The sequence below is a fragment of the Mycobacterium sp. SMC-14 genome (assembly GCF_046250075.1).
In the GTDB taxonomy this organism is placed as follows: domain Bacteria; phylum Actinomycetota; class Actinomycetes; order Mycobacteriales; family Mycobacteriaceae; genus Mycobacterium.
The window spans coordinates 2,115,917-2,131,968 of the sequence record NZ_CP176429.1 but is presented as its reverse complement, the minus strand read 5'-3'; the positions used below and the strand labels follow the sequence as shown (position 1 = coordinate 2,131,968).

Annotated in this window: 9 protein-coding genes, 3 rRNA genes and 1 pseudogene; all 13 read right to left on the bottom strand. The window is 65.4% G+C overall.

The window, feature by feature from the left end:
- Positions 1 to 122: 122 nt before the first annotated feature.
- The 13 genes and pseudogenes from ACKY0W_RS09895 to ACKY0W_RS09835 all read right to left on the bottom strand — a co-directional run bounded on the left by ACKY0W_RS09895 (position 123) and on the right by ACKY0W_RS09835 (position 16,037).
- Positions 123 to 1,064, bottom strand: coding sequence for a copper transporter (locus ACKY0W_RS09895; RefSeq protein ID WP_409437398.1), 942 nt, complete (start codon positions 1,062 to 1,064; stop codon positions 123 to 125).
- Between the two features lie 37 nt (positions 1,065 to 1,101).
- Complete coding sequence (steA, locus tag ACKY0W_RS09890; protein ID WP_406781597.1) at positions 1,102 to 2,283, bottom strand: putative cytokinetic ring protein SteA; 1,182 nt, start codon at positions 2,281 to 2,283, stop codon at positions 1,102 to 1,104.
- A gap of 113 nt (positions 2,284 to 2,396) precedes the next feature.
- Positions 2,397 to 4,190: a DNA repair protein RecN gene (gene recN / locus ACKY0W_RS09885; RefSeq protein ID WP_409437397.1), complete on the bottom strand. Its 1,794-nt coding sequence runs from the start codon at positions 4,188 to 4,190 to the stop codon at positions 2,397 to 2,399.
- A 13-nt stretch (positions 4,191 to 4,203) separates the two neighbouring features.
- A complete protein-coding gene (locus ACKY0W_RS09880) occupies positions 4,204 to 5,136 on the bottom strand; it encodes an NAD kinase (RefSeq protein WP_409437396.1) in 933 nt (310 codons plus the stop codon).
- A complete protein-coding gene (locus ACKY0W_RS09875; protein WP_409437395.1) occupies positions 5,133 to 5,939 on the bottom strand; it encodes a TlyA family RNA methyltransferase in 807 nt (268 codons plus the stop codon). Before ACKY0W_RS09875 ends, ACKY0W_RS09880 begins: the two co-directional genes overlap by 4 nt.
- 7 nt (positions 5,940 to 5,946) lie before the next feature.
- Positions 5,947 to 6,132, bottom strand: coding sequence for a hypothetical protein (locus ACKY0W_RS09870; protein ID WP_409437927.1), 186 nt, complete (start codon positions 6,130 to 6,132; stop codon positions 5,947 to 5,949).
- 38 nt (positions 6,133 to 6,170) lie between these two features.
- Positions 6,171 to 7,154 (bottom strand): HAD-IIA family hydrolase, encoded by a 984-nt coding sequence (locus ACKY0W_RS09865; RefSeq protein ID WP_409437713.1) that lies wholly within the window; start codon positions 7,152 to 7,154, stop codon positions 6,171 to 6,173.
- Positions 7,155 to 7,190: 36 nt separating this feature from the next.
- Positions 7,191 to 7,898, bottom strand: a pseudogene (locus ACKY0W_RS09860) (tetratricopeptide repeat protein); the annotation flags it as partial.
- Positions 7,899 to 8,489: 591 nt separating this feature from the next.
- Positions 8,490 to 8,602, bottom strand: a 5S ribosomal RNA gene (gene rrf / locus ACKY0W_RS09855).
- Positions 8,603 to 8,749: 147 nt separating this feature from the next.
- Positions 8,750 to 11,868, bottom strand: a 23S ribosomal RNA gene (locus ACKY0W_RS09850).
- Positions 11,869 to 12,225: 357 nt separating this feature from the next.
- Positions 12,226 to 13,760: ribosomal RNA gene (locus ACKY0W_RS09845) — 16S ribosomal RNA — on the bottom strand.
- Together the 16S, 23S and 5S rRNA genes form the textbook arrangement of a ribosomal RNA operon.
- A 379-nt stretch (positions 13,761 to 14,139) precedes the next feature.
- On the bottom strand, positions 14,140 to 15,408 hold the full coding sequence (gene tyrS, locus ACKY0W_RS09840; protein WP_409437394.1) for a tyrosine--tRNA ligase: 1,269 nt from the start codon (positions 15,406 to 15,408) through the stop codon (positions 14,140 to 14,142).
- Positions 15,409 to 15,425: 17 nt separating this feature from the next.
- Complete coding sequence (locus ACKY0W_RS09835) at positions 15,426 to 16,037, bottom strand: DNA-3-methyladenine glycosylase (RefSeq protein ID WP_409437393.1); 612 nt, start codon at positions 16,035 to 16,037, stop codon at positions 15,426 to 15,428.
- Positions 16,038 to 16,052: the final 15 nt, after the last annotated feature.

Below are 16,052 nucleotides of genomic sequence, written 5' to 3'. Positions count from 1 at the left end.
CCGTGACGACGGCGCAGGAACTTGAGGGCCTGCCGACCCACGGAATCTCACCCTAACATCGACGCGGCGTCTCGGCTCCAGACACGCCCACCCGGGCCCGGGCGGGGCTGTGGTAAGTCCGGCTAGTGCGCCAGCGTGACCGACCCGGCGCCGTGGCCGATGCCGTACTGCCCCGGCTGGCCGCCGCCGATCAGACTGCTCACCGCCATGACGGTGGTGATCCGGCCGGACTCGAGGTCCACGTCGTCGACGGTGCTGATCGCTGCGGCCACCGCGGAATCGGTGCGGGCCATGGCCACCGCCGCGGTGCCCGACGCCGATCCGTCCCGGCCGGCCAGCACCGTCGCCGAGCCGTGTGGGGCCAGTGCCGCGGCGAACCGGGCCACGCTCAGCCCACTGGTGCCGGCGTCTTCGGGCAGCGCTCCGCCGGTGAGCACCACGGCGGCGTTAGCGGCCGGGAAGCGCTCCTGGTGATAGGTGACGAAGCCGGTGTCGCGCAGCGCGGCCAGCACGGTGTCACGCGCGGGGTCGTCGGCGGGCACGATCGTCGGATTGCGGTTGATCAGCAGCGCGATCCCGAGCAGGTCGCCGGTTTGGGCGTCCTGGTCGACGAGGCTGGTGCTCAGTTGGGCACCGGCCGGCACGATCCCGGATTCCAGCACGGCACGCAGCTTCTCTTCGGCGTTGCCCTCGACGAACTGGGCCGTCAATGTCACCGTTCCGGTGACGGTTCCGCCGGCCTGCCCGATGATCTTCGAGACCGCCTCGACGTCGCCGTCGGCGGCATCGGGAGTCCGGAAGATCACGGTGGATTTCCCGTTCAGCGCGTCGTGCACCATCCGGGGCGCCATCTGGGCGTCGAAATCGTTGGCGTTGCGCAGCCGCTCGTTCAGCGCGTTGTGCTGTTCGTGCAGCGCGTCGATCTGATCCCGCAGGTCCTGCTTGTCGGACTGCAGGCCGGCCATCAACGGGCCCGACAACAGCCCAGAACCCAGCACGACGCCGAACACCAGTGCCAGCAGCACTGCCGTCAGCGACATCGCGTGGTAGCGAGGGGTGATCATGGCGGTGCTGACCCCGATCCTTGTACGTCGATCCCGTTTAGGTCACCCAGTGCCGCAACCACTGCGACAGGTGCTGCCAGTAGTTGCCGAGCCACTCGAGCACCACGGCATCGGTCCGCGAGACCCACAGCGCGACCGTGATCGCCATCAGCATGGTCAGCACCAGCAGCGCGATCGCGCCGGCCGAAATCCGGTTCCGGTAGAGCGTGGCGACCGCGCGGGCGTCCACCAGCTTCTCGCCGACCTTGAGCCGAGTCATGAACATCGACGGGTTGGTCAGCTGACGGGTCCGGTCGAAGAACGTCTCGATGTTGGAGGTGTGTCCGGCCGTCACCAGCAGCGCCGCACCGTGGTGGTCGGCCAGCAGCAGCGCCAGGTCCATCGCCGAGCCGGCGGCGGGGAAGGTCATGGCACCGACACCCAGGTCCTGGATGCGCTCCAGGCCGGGCGCGTGGCCGTCGGCGTCGGCGGGCAGCACGACCTGCGATCCGCACCGCAGCACCTCGGCGCTCATCTGGTCGGGATCGCCGACGATCAGCTGCGGGCGGTAGCCGGCCTTGCGCAGCACGTCGGCTCCGGCACCGATGCCGATCAGCACCGGCTGGTACTCCTTGATGAACGGCTTGAGGCACTTCAGGTCGTCGGTGGCGGTGGCTTCGTCACCGACCAGCACCACGTGGCGACGTCGCAGGTCGACGTCGATCTCGGGGATCCCGATCCCGTCGATCAGCAGCGGGCTCTCGCTGCGGATGAACTCGATGGTGTTGCCGGCGAAGGACTCCAGGTGGGCCACCAGCCCGGTCTTGGCCTCCATCATCATGTCGGCGATCTCGACGTCGCTGCGTTCGACGCCGCGGGCCAGCCGGCGGTCGCCGGAGTAGACGGCGCCGTTGTAGAGGCGGATCTTGGCGCCGTCACGGATCTTCTTGAAGACCGTGGGTCCCGCTTCGTCGATCAGCGTGACGCCGTTGGCGACCAGCACTTCCGGCCCCAGGTTCGGGTAGCGCCCGGAGATCGAGGCCGAGGCGTTGACCACACCGGCGATCTGGGCCTCCACCAGTGCATCGGCGGTGATCCGGTCCAGATCGAGAATGTCGAGGACCACGATGTCGCCGGGTCCCACCCTGCGCAGCAGCCGGTCGATGTCGTGGTCGACCCGAGCCGTACCGACGAGACCAGGCCGGGCGGTGTTACGAGACAGCAGCGCAGACATCTTCATGGGCGCGATTCTGGCCGGGAAGTCGCAAGAATCACGGGAGGCGCGCCGTAACACCAGCCCCAGAAGTTCCATTACGTCACATGAGTCACAAGCGAGCTCGATGCGGCGGGCCGCTACGCGGACGCGCCCCGATCCTCTTGCGCGGCGTCCAGCAGCTCGCGGGCATGGGCCCGGGCGGTGTCGGTCTCCCCCAGTCCGGCCAGCATCCGGGCCAGCTCGCCGACCCGGTCATCGTCCGCCAGCCGCCGCACCCCGCTGGCGCCCTGACCCCCGGTGGGCTCGACCATCAGGTGCACGTCGGCGTAGGCCGCGACCTGCGGCAGGTGTGTCACCACGATGACCTGGTGGGTGCGGGCCAAGCGGGCCAGCCGCCGCCCGATCTGCACCGCGGCCCGTCCGCCCACTCCGGCGTCGACCTCGTCGAACACCATCGTGGTGCCGGCCGAGTTCCGCGCCGCCGCGGACGACGACGAGGTGGCCAGCACCACCTCCAGGGCCAGCATCACCCGGGACAGTTCCCCACCGGAGGCACTCTTGGCCAGTGGCAGCACCGTCATGCCGCGATGCGGAGCCAGTCCGAACTCGACATCGTCGATGCCGTCGGCGCCGGCGTGCACGGTCTGTCCCGACGGCAACCGCAAGGCGGCCGGGTCCTCCGCGGCCGCGGGACTGGTGCTGACCCCGATGCTGAACTCGGCATCGGCCATCGCCAGCCCGGACAGCTCGGCGCTGACGGCCTTGGCCAGTCCACCGGCCGCCTTGGTGCGCGCGGCACTGAGCTCGGTGGCGGTCTTGGCCACCTGCGCGCCCAACTCATCGACACGGCGAGCCAACTCGGCGAGCGCTTCCTCGGACACGTCGAGTTGGGTCAGGCGTTCCCGCGATTGCGCCGCCCAGGCCAGCACCCCGTCGATGTCGGCGGCGTACTTGCGGGTCAGGCTGCGCAGCTCGGCCTGGCGGGCCAGCTTGGCATCGAGCGCATCGGCGCCGGTGGGCAGTTCCTCGAGGAAGCTGCCGAGTTCGCGGGCCACATCGCCCACCACGGTGAGCGCCTCACCGAGCTGATCGCCCAGCGCCTGCAGGACGGTGTCGTCGGTGGCGCTCAACGCCGTCTTGGCCTGCCCCAGCCGATCGGTTGCCGAGCTCGGCCCGTCCGCCGCGTCCAGTGCGTCGTCGCCGCCGGCCAGGGCCGCCCGCGCGCCGTCGGCCGCGGCGCGCAGTGCGTCGAGTTCGGAGAGCCGCCGGATGTCGGCGGTCAGCGCGTCGTCTTCGCCGGCGCGGGGATCGACGGCGTCGATCTCCCGCAACGCGAAGGTGAGCCGGTCGGCTTCCTGCGCCAGTTCCCGGGCACGGTCGCGGCGTTCGACTAGCTCGCGTCGCGCGGACTGCCAGGCCTCACGCGCGGCGCGGTAGCGCTCCAGCCGGGCACCGACCGCGGCGTAGCGATCCAGCGCCGCACGCTGTTCGTCCGAGCGCATCAACCGCAGCTGGTCGTTCTGGCCGTGCAGCGTCAACAGGCTGCCGGTGAAACCGGTCAGCGATTTGGCGGGCACCCCGCGGCCACCCAGGTAGGCCCGAGAGGGGCCGTCGCGGCTGACCGAACGGGCCGCGATCACCGTGCCGTCCTCGTCACGCTCCGCCCCGGCGGCCTCCAGCAGTTCATCGATCTGCCCGGCCGCGGCCTGCGCCAGGTCGGCGGTGCAGAACCTGCCCTCCACCACGGCGCGGGCGGCCCCGGAACGCACCCGGTTGGCGTCCGCACGAGCTCCGCCGAGCAGATGCAGGCCCGTGACGACCATCGTCTTGCCGGTGCCGGTCTCCCCGGTCAGCACGGTCAGTCCGCGGTCGAATTCGGCGGTGGCTGCGCTGATGGCGCCCAGCGACTCAATACGGATCTCGGTCAGCACCGGTGGCGCACTCCTACTGTCCGCGCCAGCCGGTTACGGGCAACCGGAATTTGCGCACCAATCGGTCGGTGAACGGCGAGCGGCCCAGCCGGGCCCACTTCACCGGGGTGATGCCGCGGTGCACTTCCAGGCGCCCGCCGGCGGGCACCAGCATCTTGCGGCGGCCGTCGCAGAACACCAGCGCATTGTGGCCGTCGCCTTCGACTTCGATCGCGATGATCGATTCGGGGCTGGTGACCATGGGCCGGGCGAACAGCGCGTGAGCGTTGTTGGGCACCACCAGGATGGCGTCCAGGTCGGGCCAGAGCACCGGCCCCCCGGCGGAGAAGGCGTAGGCGGTGGATCCGGTCGGGGTCGACACCAGCACCCCGTCGCAGCCGAACGTCGACACCGGCCTGCCGTCCACCTCGACGACGACGCCCAGGACGCCCAGCCGCGGGCCCTTCTCCATGCTGGCCTCGTTGAGCGCCCAGCCGCTGTCGATGATCTCCCCGTCGGCGCGCACCGCGACGTCGAGCGTCATCCGGTCTTCCACCCGGTAGTCGCGGGCGATGATCTTGTCCAGGACCTGGTCGATGGTGTCGGCTTCGGCCTCCGCCAGAAACCCGATCCGGCCCAGGTTGACGCCCAATACCGGGATGTCGGCGCTGCGAGCCAGTTCCGCGGCGCGCAGGAAGGTCCCGTCACCGCCGAGCACCAGGACCAGTTCGCAGCCTTCGGCCGCCCCGTTGTCCGGGTCCACCAGGTCGATCGCGACACCGACTTCGCGACCGTCGTCCGAGCCCGCGTGCAGCGCGCCCTTGTCGACGGCTTCGGCGGTCAGCACCCGCAACGCGATGCCGTGCTCGTCGAGCACCTTCTCGACGCGGCGGGCGGTGTCGGTCGCCTCTTCTCGACCGCTGTGCACCACCAGCAGCACGGTGCGTTGACGATCTCCATCGGTCATTGCGGACCCCTCGCGACGGCATCCTGCACGGCCGCGTGCAACGCGTCACCGGTCAGTGGCGCGGCGGCGGCGCGCAGATGCAGAAAGTATTCGACGTTGCCGGACGGTCCCGGCAATGGGCTGGCGGTGACGGCGACGGTGCCCCACCCCAGTTCTTCGGCGCGATGCGCCACCGACAAGACCGCGTCGGCGCGCAGGACCGGGTCGGACACCACACCGCCCGAACCCACCTGTTGTCGTCCGACCTCGAACTGCGGCTTCACCATCGGAACGATATCGGCGTCCGGTGACGCGCAGCCAGCCAGCGCGGGCAACACCGTAGCCAGCGAGATGAACGACAGGTCCGCCACGATCAGCTCCGCGGGCCCGCCGATCGCGTCGACCGTCAGTCCGCGGACGTTGGTGCGTTCGATGACCACCACCCGCGGGTCGGTGCGCAGCGACCAGGCCAACTGCCCGTAGCCGACGTCCACGGCGACCACCCGGGCCGCATCGCGGTCCAGCAGTACTTCGGTGAATCCGCCTGTCGAGGCCCCGGCGTCCAGGCACTGCCGCTCGGCCACGGCGATGCCGAAGGTGTCCAGTGCGCCGATCAGCTTGTGCGCCCCGCGCGATACCCAGGTGCGTTCGCCGTCGTCGATCACGGCCAGCGCCGCGGTGAGGGCCACGGCGGTGGCGGGCTTGACCGCCGGGATGCCGTCGATGGTGACCTTGCCGGCCTCGATCAATTCGGCGGCCTGCTGACGAGACCGCGCCAATCCGCGCCGGACCAGTTCGGCGTCGACGCGAGCGCGCCGCGACATGCCTGACTCAGCCCTTCTCTACCGACTCCAGCGCCCGCACCAATACCTGGTGGGCTTCTTCGAGCCGCTGCGCCAACGCATTGAGGTCGCTGTGGGCCGGCAGGTCGGCCAGCTCGGTCTCCCCGGGCAACTCGGCCAGCACTGCCGCGATGCGTGCTCGAACGTCCTCGATCTCACTGTTCATGGGTGCCACTCACGCTAGTCGATGCCAGTTGGGGCCAGTTGGGGCCCTCAGGGCCACGTGCCGAGCAGGGACCACTGTTGCAACGCCGCATCCGCGGTCTCGTCGGCGGCCGCGACGGTGAAGGGGCGCCCCGCCAGCTCGGTGTCCCAGACCGCGGACGCCAGCGCCCGAACCACCGACAGGCCATCACCGTCTTCCTCGGGTTGCCCGGCGGCGACGGTGACGGTGGTGCCGTCCACCGTGACGTCCCAGTGCGGCTGGGCGCCGATCGCCAGCCGGTCGGCGCCGATGTTCAGCGCCCGCAGGTCATGCCCGAGGTAGGTCGGACGATGCTCGGCGTTCGCACCGACCGCGTCGCGGGCGGAGCTCACTCCGGTCAGTACCATCAGGCTGGGCAGCGCGGCGGCGTTGGCCGCGGCGATGTCGGTGTCGAGCCGGTCGCCGACCACCAGCGGGGCGTAGTACTCCCCGCGGGCCAGTGCGGCGGTCAGCAGCGCCGGACCCGGTTTGCCGGCCACCTGCGGTTCGGCGTCGGTCGCGGCCCGCAGCGCGGCCACCATCGACCCGTTGCCGGGCAACAGACCGCGCTCCGACGGCAGCGTCTTGTCGACGTTGGTGGTCATCCACAGCGCCCCGGCACGGATCGCCAGCGCCGCCTCGGCCAGGTCGGCCCAGCCGAGCTCGGTGGACAGGCCCTGAATCACCGCGGCCGGCTCGTCGGTAGCCAGCCGCACCGCTTCCAAACCGACGGCGGTGATCTCGGCGGCCAGTGACTCAGCACCCAGCACCAGGACCTTCGCGCCGGCGGGTAGTTGGCCGGCCAGTAGGCCTGCCGCGATCTGGCCGCTGGTGGCGACGTCCTCGGCTGTGGCGGTGAAGCCCAGCTGGTTCAGATGTCCCGCGACCTCGGCCGCTCCGCGCGAGGAATTGTTGGTGATGAACAGCGCCCGGCTCTGCAGTTCGGCCAACGTCTCGACAGCGCCGACCGTGGGTTCGCCCCCGCGGAACACCGTGCCGTCGAGATCCAGCAGCAGGCAGTCGTACTCCTCGGCCAGCGAAGCGCCGCCACCGAGTTCCGCGATGCGTTCCTCGACGTCGGTGACGCCCTCGGTGTCGGCCGCCGCGGCCCGCAGGTACCACTCCAGCGCCTCGCCCTCGCGGCCCAGGGCCACCAGCGTTTCGGCGTGCGCGTAGTGCAGCCGCGCCACTGTCGAGCCGGTCCGGCCGGGATCCGACGGCGCCGACGACAGCACCGTCAGCGCCTGCTCCAGCTGGCCCAGGTCGGCACGAGCACCGGCGGCGACGATGCGCATCTCGTCGGCCTCGTCGCCCTCGAGTTGTTCTGCTTCCGGACCGGTGGCCAACTCGATCGCCCGCTGGGGGCGACCCAGGCCGCGCTCGCAGTCGGCGATCAACGGCAGCAGCGCGGATTTACTGCCCATTCGGCGGGCCGCCCGCAGCTCGCCCAGCGCCTGCGACCAATCGCCGCACTGATAGGCAGCGATCCCGACCGCTTCGCGGACCGCGGTGATCCGCGTCGAGCGCGAGCGGGCCGCCTTGGCGTGCAGCAGTGCGGTCTCGGGGTCGTCGTCGAGGAGCATCCCGGCCGCGACCAGGTGGCAGGCCACCGAATCCGCGGTGGCCCGGTTGAGCGTGCTCAGTTCGCGGCGCACTTCGGGAGCCAGCTGCTTGGGCTCGATCCCCTCGGGCAGCGGCGGGTCGTCGTAGCGCGCGTTGGTGTCCTCGCCGGAAGGTCGCGGGGGCCGCGACGTGCGATCGAAGTCGCGCTGCGGTCGCGACGTGCGATCGAAGTCGCGCTGCGGTCGCGACGTCCGGTCGTTGTCCCGCGCAGGCCGCGACGTCCGGTCGAAGTCCCGCGGAGGCCTCGACGTGCGGTCGTTGTCCCGCTGGGGTCGCGGGCTCCCGTCGCGGTCCCACGAGGGACGGGGACTACCGTCGTGGTCGCGACGCTGCTGGGGACGACGATCGCGCTCGGGTCCAGAGCCGCCCGATGCCCGGCGCTGATCGCCGGATCCCCGGAACGAACCACCACCGGACTGCCCGGGGCGACCGCCGGATTGCCCGGGCCTGCCGCCGGACTGCCCGGGCCGACCACCGGATTGCCCGGGCCGGCCTCGTCGCCCGGCGTCGCCGGCGCCCCTGCCGCCCCGCGGCCCGTCGCCGCCATTGCCGTGTTCGGCCACTTCGTGCCCTTCGGTCGTAACAGTGCTACCGAAAAGGATACGGCGGGGATCGCCGACCTCTTGACACGGTCGCATTTGCGCGATCTGTTCGCGCAGAACATGGGACATGTGGGAAATGCCTGTGCCCCCCAATTTCTTGGGGGGCACAGGTCTTAATGTTGTGTTCGGCGGTGTCCTACTTTTCCACCCGTGTGGGCAGTATCATCGGCGCTGACAGGCTTAGCTTCCGGGTTCGGGATGGGACCGGGCGTTTCCCTGTCGCTATTTCCGCCGTAACTCTATTTTCTTTTTCCTTGCGGGGTGGACCTGTCCCCTTGTGTTGGGGGTTCCACCGGTGTCACCACGTTTGTGTTTGGTGGTGGGGTGTGGGTCTTTAAGTATTTTGTGGTGTGGTTGCGGGCAACACATGATTTGTTTCTTTGTGTTGTAAGTTTTCGGCCGGTTAGTGCCAGTTCCCTGCACACCTTGCGGTGCTTCTAGGTCTGGTCTATCGATCCCGTGGTCTGCGGGGGGCCTTATCCCTCTAAAAGGGTGAGAATCCTGGTCTTGGAGTAGGTTTCCCGCTTAGATGCTTTCAGCGGTTATCCTGTCCGAACGTAGCCATCCAGCCGTGCTCCTGGTGGAACAACTGGTATACCAGAGGTTCGTCCGTCCCGGTCCTCTCGTACTAGGGACAGGTTTCCTCAAGATTCTGACGCGCGCGGCGGATAGAGACCGAACTGTCTCACGACGTTCTAAACCCAGCTCGCGTGCCGCTTTAATGGGCGAACAGCCCAACCCTTGGGACCTGCTCCAGCCCCAGGATGCGACGAGCCGACATCGAGGTGCCAAACCATCCCGTCGATATGGACTCTTGGGGAAGATCAGCCTGTTATCCCCGGGGTACCTTTTATCCGTTGAGCGACACCCCTTCCACTCGGGGGTGCCGGATCACTAGTCCCGACTTTCGTCCCTGTTTGACGTGTCAGTCTTACAGTCAAGCTCCCTTGTGCACTTACACTCAACACCTGATTGCCGTCCAGGTTGAGGGAACCTTTGGGCGCCTCCGTTACATTTTAGGAGGCAACCGCCCCAGTTAAACTACCCACCAGGCACTGTCCCTGAACCAGCTTCATGGTTCGAAGTTAGAGGTCCAATACGATCAGAGTGGTATTTCAACAACGACTCCACCCACACTGGCGTGCGAGTTTCACAGTCTCCCACCTATCCTACACAAACCGCATCGAACATCAATACCAAGCTATAGTGAAGGTCCCGGGGTCTTTTCGTCCTGCCGCGCGTAACGAGCATCTTTACTCGTAATGCAATTTCGCCGAGTCTATGGTTGAGACAGTTGAGAAGTCGTTACGCCATTCGTGCAGGTCGGAACTTACCCGACAAGGAATTTCGCTACCTTAGGATGGTTATAGTTACCACCGCCGTTTACTGGGGCTTAAATTCTCAGCTTCACCCCGAAGGGTTAACCGGTCCTCTTAACCTTCCAGCACCGGGCAGGCGTCAGTCCGTATACATCGTCTTGCGACTTCGCACGGACCTGTGTTTTTAGTAAACAGTCGCTTCTCACTGGTTTCTGCGACCCCCTCCCGCTGCCGGCCGCGAAGGCCATGACGGTATGAGGGTCCCCCTTCTCCCGAAGTTACGGGGGTATTTTGCCGAGTTCCTTAACCATAGTTCACTCGTACGCCTTGGTATTCTCTACCTGACCACCTGTGTTGGTTTGGGGTACGGGCCGTGTATGTGCTCGCTAGAGGCTTTTCTTGGCAGCATAGGATCACCGAATTCGCCGCAAACGGCTATGCATCACCTCTCGGAATATATGCCAGACGGATTTGCCTATCTGACTTCCTACGGGCTTGCCCCAGTATTACCACTGACTGGTACGGCTACCTTCCTGCGTCACCCCATCGCTTGACTACTACCCACCCGGGTCCCACGCAGCCGGTCATCGTCGCACCCCGAAGGGATTAATCGACCACCATTTGGGTGGTTAGCAGAATGGATTCATCAGGGACGCCCACACACGGGTACGGGAATATCAACCCGTTGTCCATCGACTACGCCTGTCGGCCTCGCCTTAGGTCCCGACTCACCCTGGGAGGACTGGCCTGGCCCAGGAACCCTTGGTCTTTCGGCGGGCAAGGTTCTCACTTGCCTCATCGCTACTCATGCCTGCATTCTCACTCCCACACCCTCCACCACTAGATCACTCTGTGGCTTCACCGGATGCAGGACGCTCCCCTACCCAATACTTACGTATTGCCGCGGCTTCGGCGGTGTGCTTGAGCCCCGCTACATTATCGGCGCACAATCACTTGACCAGTGAGCTATTACGCACTCTTTCAAGGGTGGCTGCTTCTAAGCCAACCTCCTGGTTGTCTAAGCGACTGCACATCCTTTTCCACTTAGCACACGCTTTGGGGCCTTAGCCGGCGATCTGGGCTGTTTCCCTCTCGACGCACGGAGCTTATCCCCCGCCGTCTCACTGCCACGCTTACACTCACCGGCATTCGGAGTTTGGCTGACGTCAGTAACCTAGTAGGGCCCATCGGCCATCCAGTAGCTCTACCTCCGGTGAGAAACACGCAACGCTGCACCTAAATGCATTTCGGGGAGAACCAGCTATCACGGAGTTTGATTGGCCTTTCACCCCTACCCACAACTCATCCCCTCAGTCTTCAACCTAAGTGGGTTCGGGCCTCCACGCGGTCTTACCCGCGCTTCACCCTGGCCATGGGTAGATCACTCCGCTTCGGGTCCACAACACGCCACTACACCAACCCCAACGGATTGGATACGCCCTATTCAGACTCGCTTTCGCTGCGGCTACCCCACACGGGTTAACCTCGCGACGTGCCGGTGACTCGCAGGCTCATTCTTCAAAAGGCACGCCATCACCCCACCAAAAGGAGGGCTCTGACGGATTGTAGGCACATGGTTTCAGGTACTATTTCACTCCCCTCCCGGGGTACTTTTCACCATTCCCTCACGGTACTAATCCGCTATCGGTCATCGAGTAGTATTCAGGCTTACCGGGTGGTCCCGGCAGATTCACAGCAGATTCCACGGGCCCGCTGCTACTCGGGAAACATCACAAGACAGGTATCGGGTTTTCACGTACCGGGCTCTCACCGTCTACGGCAGGCCATCCCAAGCCACTTCCGCTAACCACAACACTTTTTCACTGTCCTCCAGGCGAGTAGACCCAGACATGACACTCCCACAACCCCGCACACACAATCCCTACCCGGTATCACATGCATACGGTTTAGCCATCCTCCGCTTTCGCTCGCCACTACTCACGGAATCACATTTTGTTTTCTCTTCCTACGGGTACTGAGATGTTTCACTTCCCCGCGTTACCTCCCCACCGGCTATACATTCACCGGAGGGTGACACGACATCACTCGTGCCGGGTTTCCCCATTCGGACATCCTCGGATCCACGCTAGGTTGGCAGCTCCCCGAGGCATATCGCAGCCTCCTACGTCCTTCATCGGCTCTCGATGCCAAGGCATCCACCATGCGCCCTTAAACACTTACAAATCACAAAAACCAAGAAACAAAAATTGCAAAACAAACAAGACCAAAGCCTCGCTTGTTAGATGCTCGCAACCACTATCCACAAAACAAACACCACACCCCACCACCAAGATGGAGCGACAACACGCCCACCCCCACAAAAGGGAGCGAAAACCGGCCTGTTGCCTCAGGACCCAACAGTGTGCCCAGCCAAAACCGGCCACCAGAAGCACAAAGCCCCTGGCGGTTGGTGATCAAAGAAGTTGTTGTTCGAAAAAACAATCTGCACCACCGACAACCCACTACAGGCGCCGGCGAAAAATATCCCAACCGCACTACTCCCACATGGTGTGGGGACGGGGGAAAATGGTGCTCCTTAGAAAGGAGGTGATCCAGCCGCACCTTCCGGTACGGCTACCTTGTTACGACTTCGTCCCAATCGCCGATCCCACCTTCGACGGCTCCCTCCACAAGGGTTAGGCCACCGGCTTCGGGTGTTACCGACTTTCATGACGTGACGGGCGGTGTGTACAAGGCCCGGGAACGTATTCACCGCAGCGTTGCTGATCTGCGATTACTAGCGACTCCGACTTCATGGGGTCGAGTTGCAGACCCCAATCCGAACTGAGACCGGCTTTAAAGGATTCGCTAACCCTCACGGGATCGCAGCCCTTTGTACCGGCCATTGTAGCATGTGTGAAGCCCTGGACATAAGGGGCATGATGACTTGACGTCATCCCCACCTTCCTCCGAGTTGACCCCGGCAGTCTCTCACGAGTCCCCACCATAACGTGCTGGCAACATGAGACAAGGGTTGCGCTCGTTGCGGGACTTAACCCAACATCTCACGACACGAGCTGACGACAGCCATGCACCACCTGCACACAGGCCACAAGGGAACCGATATCTCTACCGGCGTCCTGTGCATGTCAAACCCAGGTAAGGTTCTTCGCGTTGCATCGAATTAATCCACATGCTCCGCCGCTTGTGCGGGCCCCCGTCAATTCCTTTGAGTTTTAGCCTTGCGGCCGTACTCCCCAGGCGGGGTACTTAATGCGTTAGCTACGGCACGGATCCCTAAAGGAAGGAAACCCACACCTAGTACCCACCGTTTACGGCGTGGACTACCAGGGTATCTAATCCTGTTCGCTCCCCACGCTTTCGCTCCTCAGCGTCAGTTACTGCCCAGAGACCCGCCTTCGCCACCGGTGTTCCTCCTGATATCTGCGCATTCCACCGCTACACCAGGAATTCCAGTCTCCCCTACAGTACTCCAGTCTGCCCGTATCGCCCGCACGCCCACAGTTAAGCTGTGAGTTTTCACGGACAACGTGACAAACCACCTACGAGCTCTTTACGCCCAGTAATTCCGGACAACGCTCGCACCCTACGTATTACCGCGGCTGCTGGCACGTAGTTGGCCGGTGCTTCTTCTGTACCTACCGTCACCCCAAGAAAAATCCCGGAGCTTCGCCGATACTGAAAGAGGTTTACAACCCGAAGGCCGTCATCCCCCACGCGGCGTCGCTGCATCAGGCTTGCGCCCATTGTGCAATATTCCCCACTGCTGCCTCCCGTAGGAGTCTGGGCCGTATCTCAGTCCCAGTGTGGCCGGACACCCTCTCAGGCCGGCTACCCGTCGTCGCCTTGGTAGGCCATTACCCCACCAACAAGCTGATAGGCCGCGGGCCCATCCCACACCGCAAAAGCTTTCCACCACACACCATGAAGCGCGTGGTCCTATTCGGTATTAGACCCAGTTTCCCAGGCTTATCCCAAAGTGCAGGGCAGATCACCCACGTGTTACTCACCCGTTCGCCACTCGAGTACCCCCGAAAGGGCCTTTCCGTTCGACTTGCATGTGTTAAGCACGCCGCCAGCGTTCGTCCTGAGCCAGGATCAAACTCTCCAAACAAAAACCATTTGGAAACAATCCCAAAACATCAGTCAAAAACTGACATCAAAAAAATGCCACACCCCCAACACGGGGCGCCAAAGGCATGGCAAAAACAACAACAAACAAAAACCACCAAACACACTATTGAGTTCTCAAACAACACGCCCTGACTGAGCGCGCAACCTACCCGCGGCGTTTAACCGCTTGCAGGCAATGCGGACAGTCAGAATCCGTCGCGATTCTCTCGAATCTCTCCGGGGTGTCTCTGGGGCTTCCGTTTCCGGCGCTCCCTGCGACGTGGATTAAGTTACGCGAGGGGAATCTTAGAGTCAAATCCGCTGGTCAGGATGTTTTTTCAAGATCAACCTGTGCCGACGGCCCGCCCGCTAGACTCTCACTAGACCCGCTCAATACCCGCCACGTTGCGCTTGCCGCGGCGCAACACCAACCACCGGCCATGCAGGAAATTCTCGGGCTGCGGTGTCCATTCCTCGCTGTCGACGCGAACGTTGTTCACCGAGACGCCGCCCTCGCCGATAGTGCGCCGGGCCGCGCCCCGACTTGCCGACAGACCGGTGGCGACCAAAAGGTCGACAATTCCGTCGGCGGCGCCGGGCTCCAGCTGCGCCACCGAGGTCTCCTGCAGTGCCGCCGTCAGGGTGGTTTCGTCCAATCGGGTCAGCTCGCCCCGGCCGAACAGCGCCTGGCTGGCCAACTCCACCGCCTCGGTCGCCGCTTCCCCGTGCACCAGGGTGGTGAACTCCCTGGCCAGGGTGCGCTGGGCGGCGCGTTCGTGCGGGCGCTCCGCGGTCGCCTCTTCCAACGCGGCCAGCTCCTCGGCCGACAGGAAGGTGAACCAGCGCAGGTAGCGGATCACGTCGGCGTCGGCGGTGTTGAAAAAGTACTGGTACCAGGCGTACGGGCTGGTCATCTCCGGGTCCAGCCACAGACTGCCGCCGCCGGTGGACTTGCCGAACTTGGTGCCGTCGGCGGCGGTGACCAGCGGCACGGTCAACGCATGCACGGTCACGCCCAGTTTCTGGCGCACCAGCCGGACCCCGGCGATGATGTTGCCCCACTGATCCGACCCGCCGAGCTGCAGCGAACATCCGTACCGCTGCTGCAGCTGCACGTAGTCGTTGGCCTGCAGGAGCATGTAGCTGAACTCGGTGTAGGAGATGCCCTCATCGAGTCGGCGCCGGATGGTGTCGCGGTCCAGCATCACGTTGACGGAGAAGTGTTTGCCCACGTCACGCAGGAATTCCACCGCCGACAGCGGCGCGGTCCACTCCAGGTTGTTCACCACCACCGCGCCGGTCGGGCCGTCGTCGAAGTCGACGAAGCGCTCCAGCTGCCCGCGGATCCGCTCGGACCACTCGGCAACGGTGTCGGCGGTGTTCAGGGTGCGCTCGCCGCTGTCCCGGGGGTCGCCGATCAGCCCGGTGGCCCCACCGGCCAGCACGATGGGCCGGTGCCCGGCCCGCTGGAATCGGCGCAGCGCCAGCAGCGGCACCAGGTTCCCGGCGTGCAGGCTGGGCGCCGTCGGGTCGAATCCGGCGTAAACCGTGATCGGCCCGCCCTTCACCTCAGCGGTCAGTGCATCCAGGTCAGTGGACTGGGCGATGAGTCCGCGCCAGTTCAGCTCGTCGAGAATCGTCGTCGGCATGGGTCGATTTTCCCGGATCAGTCCGAGGCGCCCGGCGCCGGTGCCCGCGGGCTGCGTCGGTACGCCGAAACCTCGGAGGTTCCGGGCGCCCACAGCCGCCACGGTCGGTCGGCCGCCTGGCTGACTCCGACCCGCGGTCCGGCGTGTGCCGCGAGTGGTTCGCCGAACCGCAGCCGGACCGGACTGCCCGGGTCGAACAAATCGATTCCGTTGTCTTCCATAGTGATTCCGAGCGCCGAGCAGAGATTTCCCGGACCCCGCGCCAGCGCCACGTCGGGCACTGCCACACCGCGGCGGGCCCGGGCCAGCGGCTCGCCCCGATCCACCACCGCGGCCCGCAGCAGCACCGCGGCGGCCGTCCCGTCCGGACCGCAGACCACGTTGGCGCAGATGTGCATGCCATAGCTGCGGTAGGTGTACAGGTGCCCGGGCGGGCCGAACATCACCGTGTTGCGGGCGGTGGGACCACGGTAGGAATGTGCCGCCGGGTCCGGCCACGGGCCGTCCGGCACCCCGCCGTAGGCCTCCACTTCGACGATCGTCGCGTCAACGCCGCGGCAGGTGAGGCTGGCGCCGAGCAGCCGCTGGGCAGCCGCGAGCGGGTCCACGGCAAGCCGGCCAGCCCTCACGCTCCGAGATTCTGC

What these genes read in the sequence shown, in the direction of transcription:
- ACKY0W_RS09895 (WP_409437398.1), bottom strand. Translation starts at nt 1,064, where the DNA reads ATGATCACCCCTCGCTACCACGCGATGTCGCTGACGGCAGTGCTGCTG.
- steA (WP_406781597.1), bottom strand. Translation starts at nt 2,283, where the DNA reads ATGAAGATGTCTGCGCTGCTGTCTCGTAACACCGCCCGGCCTGGTCTC.
- ACKY0W_RS09880 (WP_409437396.1), bottom strand. Translation starts at nt 5,136, where the DNA reads ATGACCGATGGAGATCGTCAACGCACCGTGCTGCTGGTGGTGCACAGC.
- ACKY0W_RS09875 (WP_409437395.1), bottom strand. Translation starts at nt 5,939, where the DNA reads ATGTCGCGGCGCGCTCGCGTCGACGCCGAACTGGTCCGGCGCGGATTG.
- tyrS (WP_409437394.1), bottom strand. Translation starts at nt 15,408, where the DNA reads ATGCCGACGACGATTCTCGACGAGCTGAACTGGCGCGGACTCATCGCC.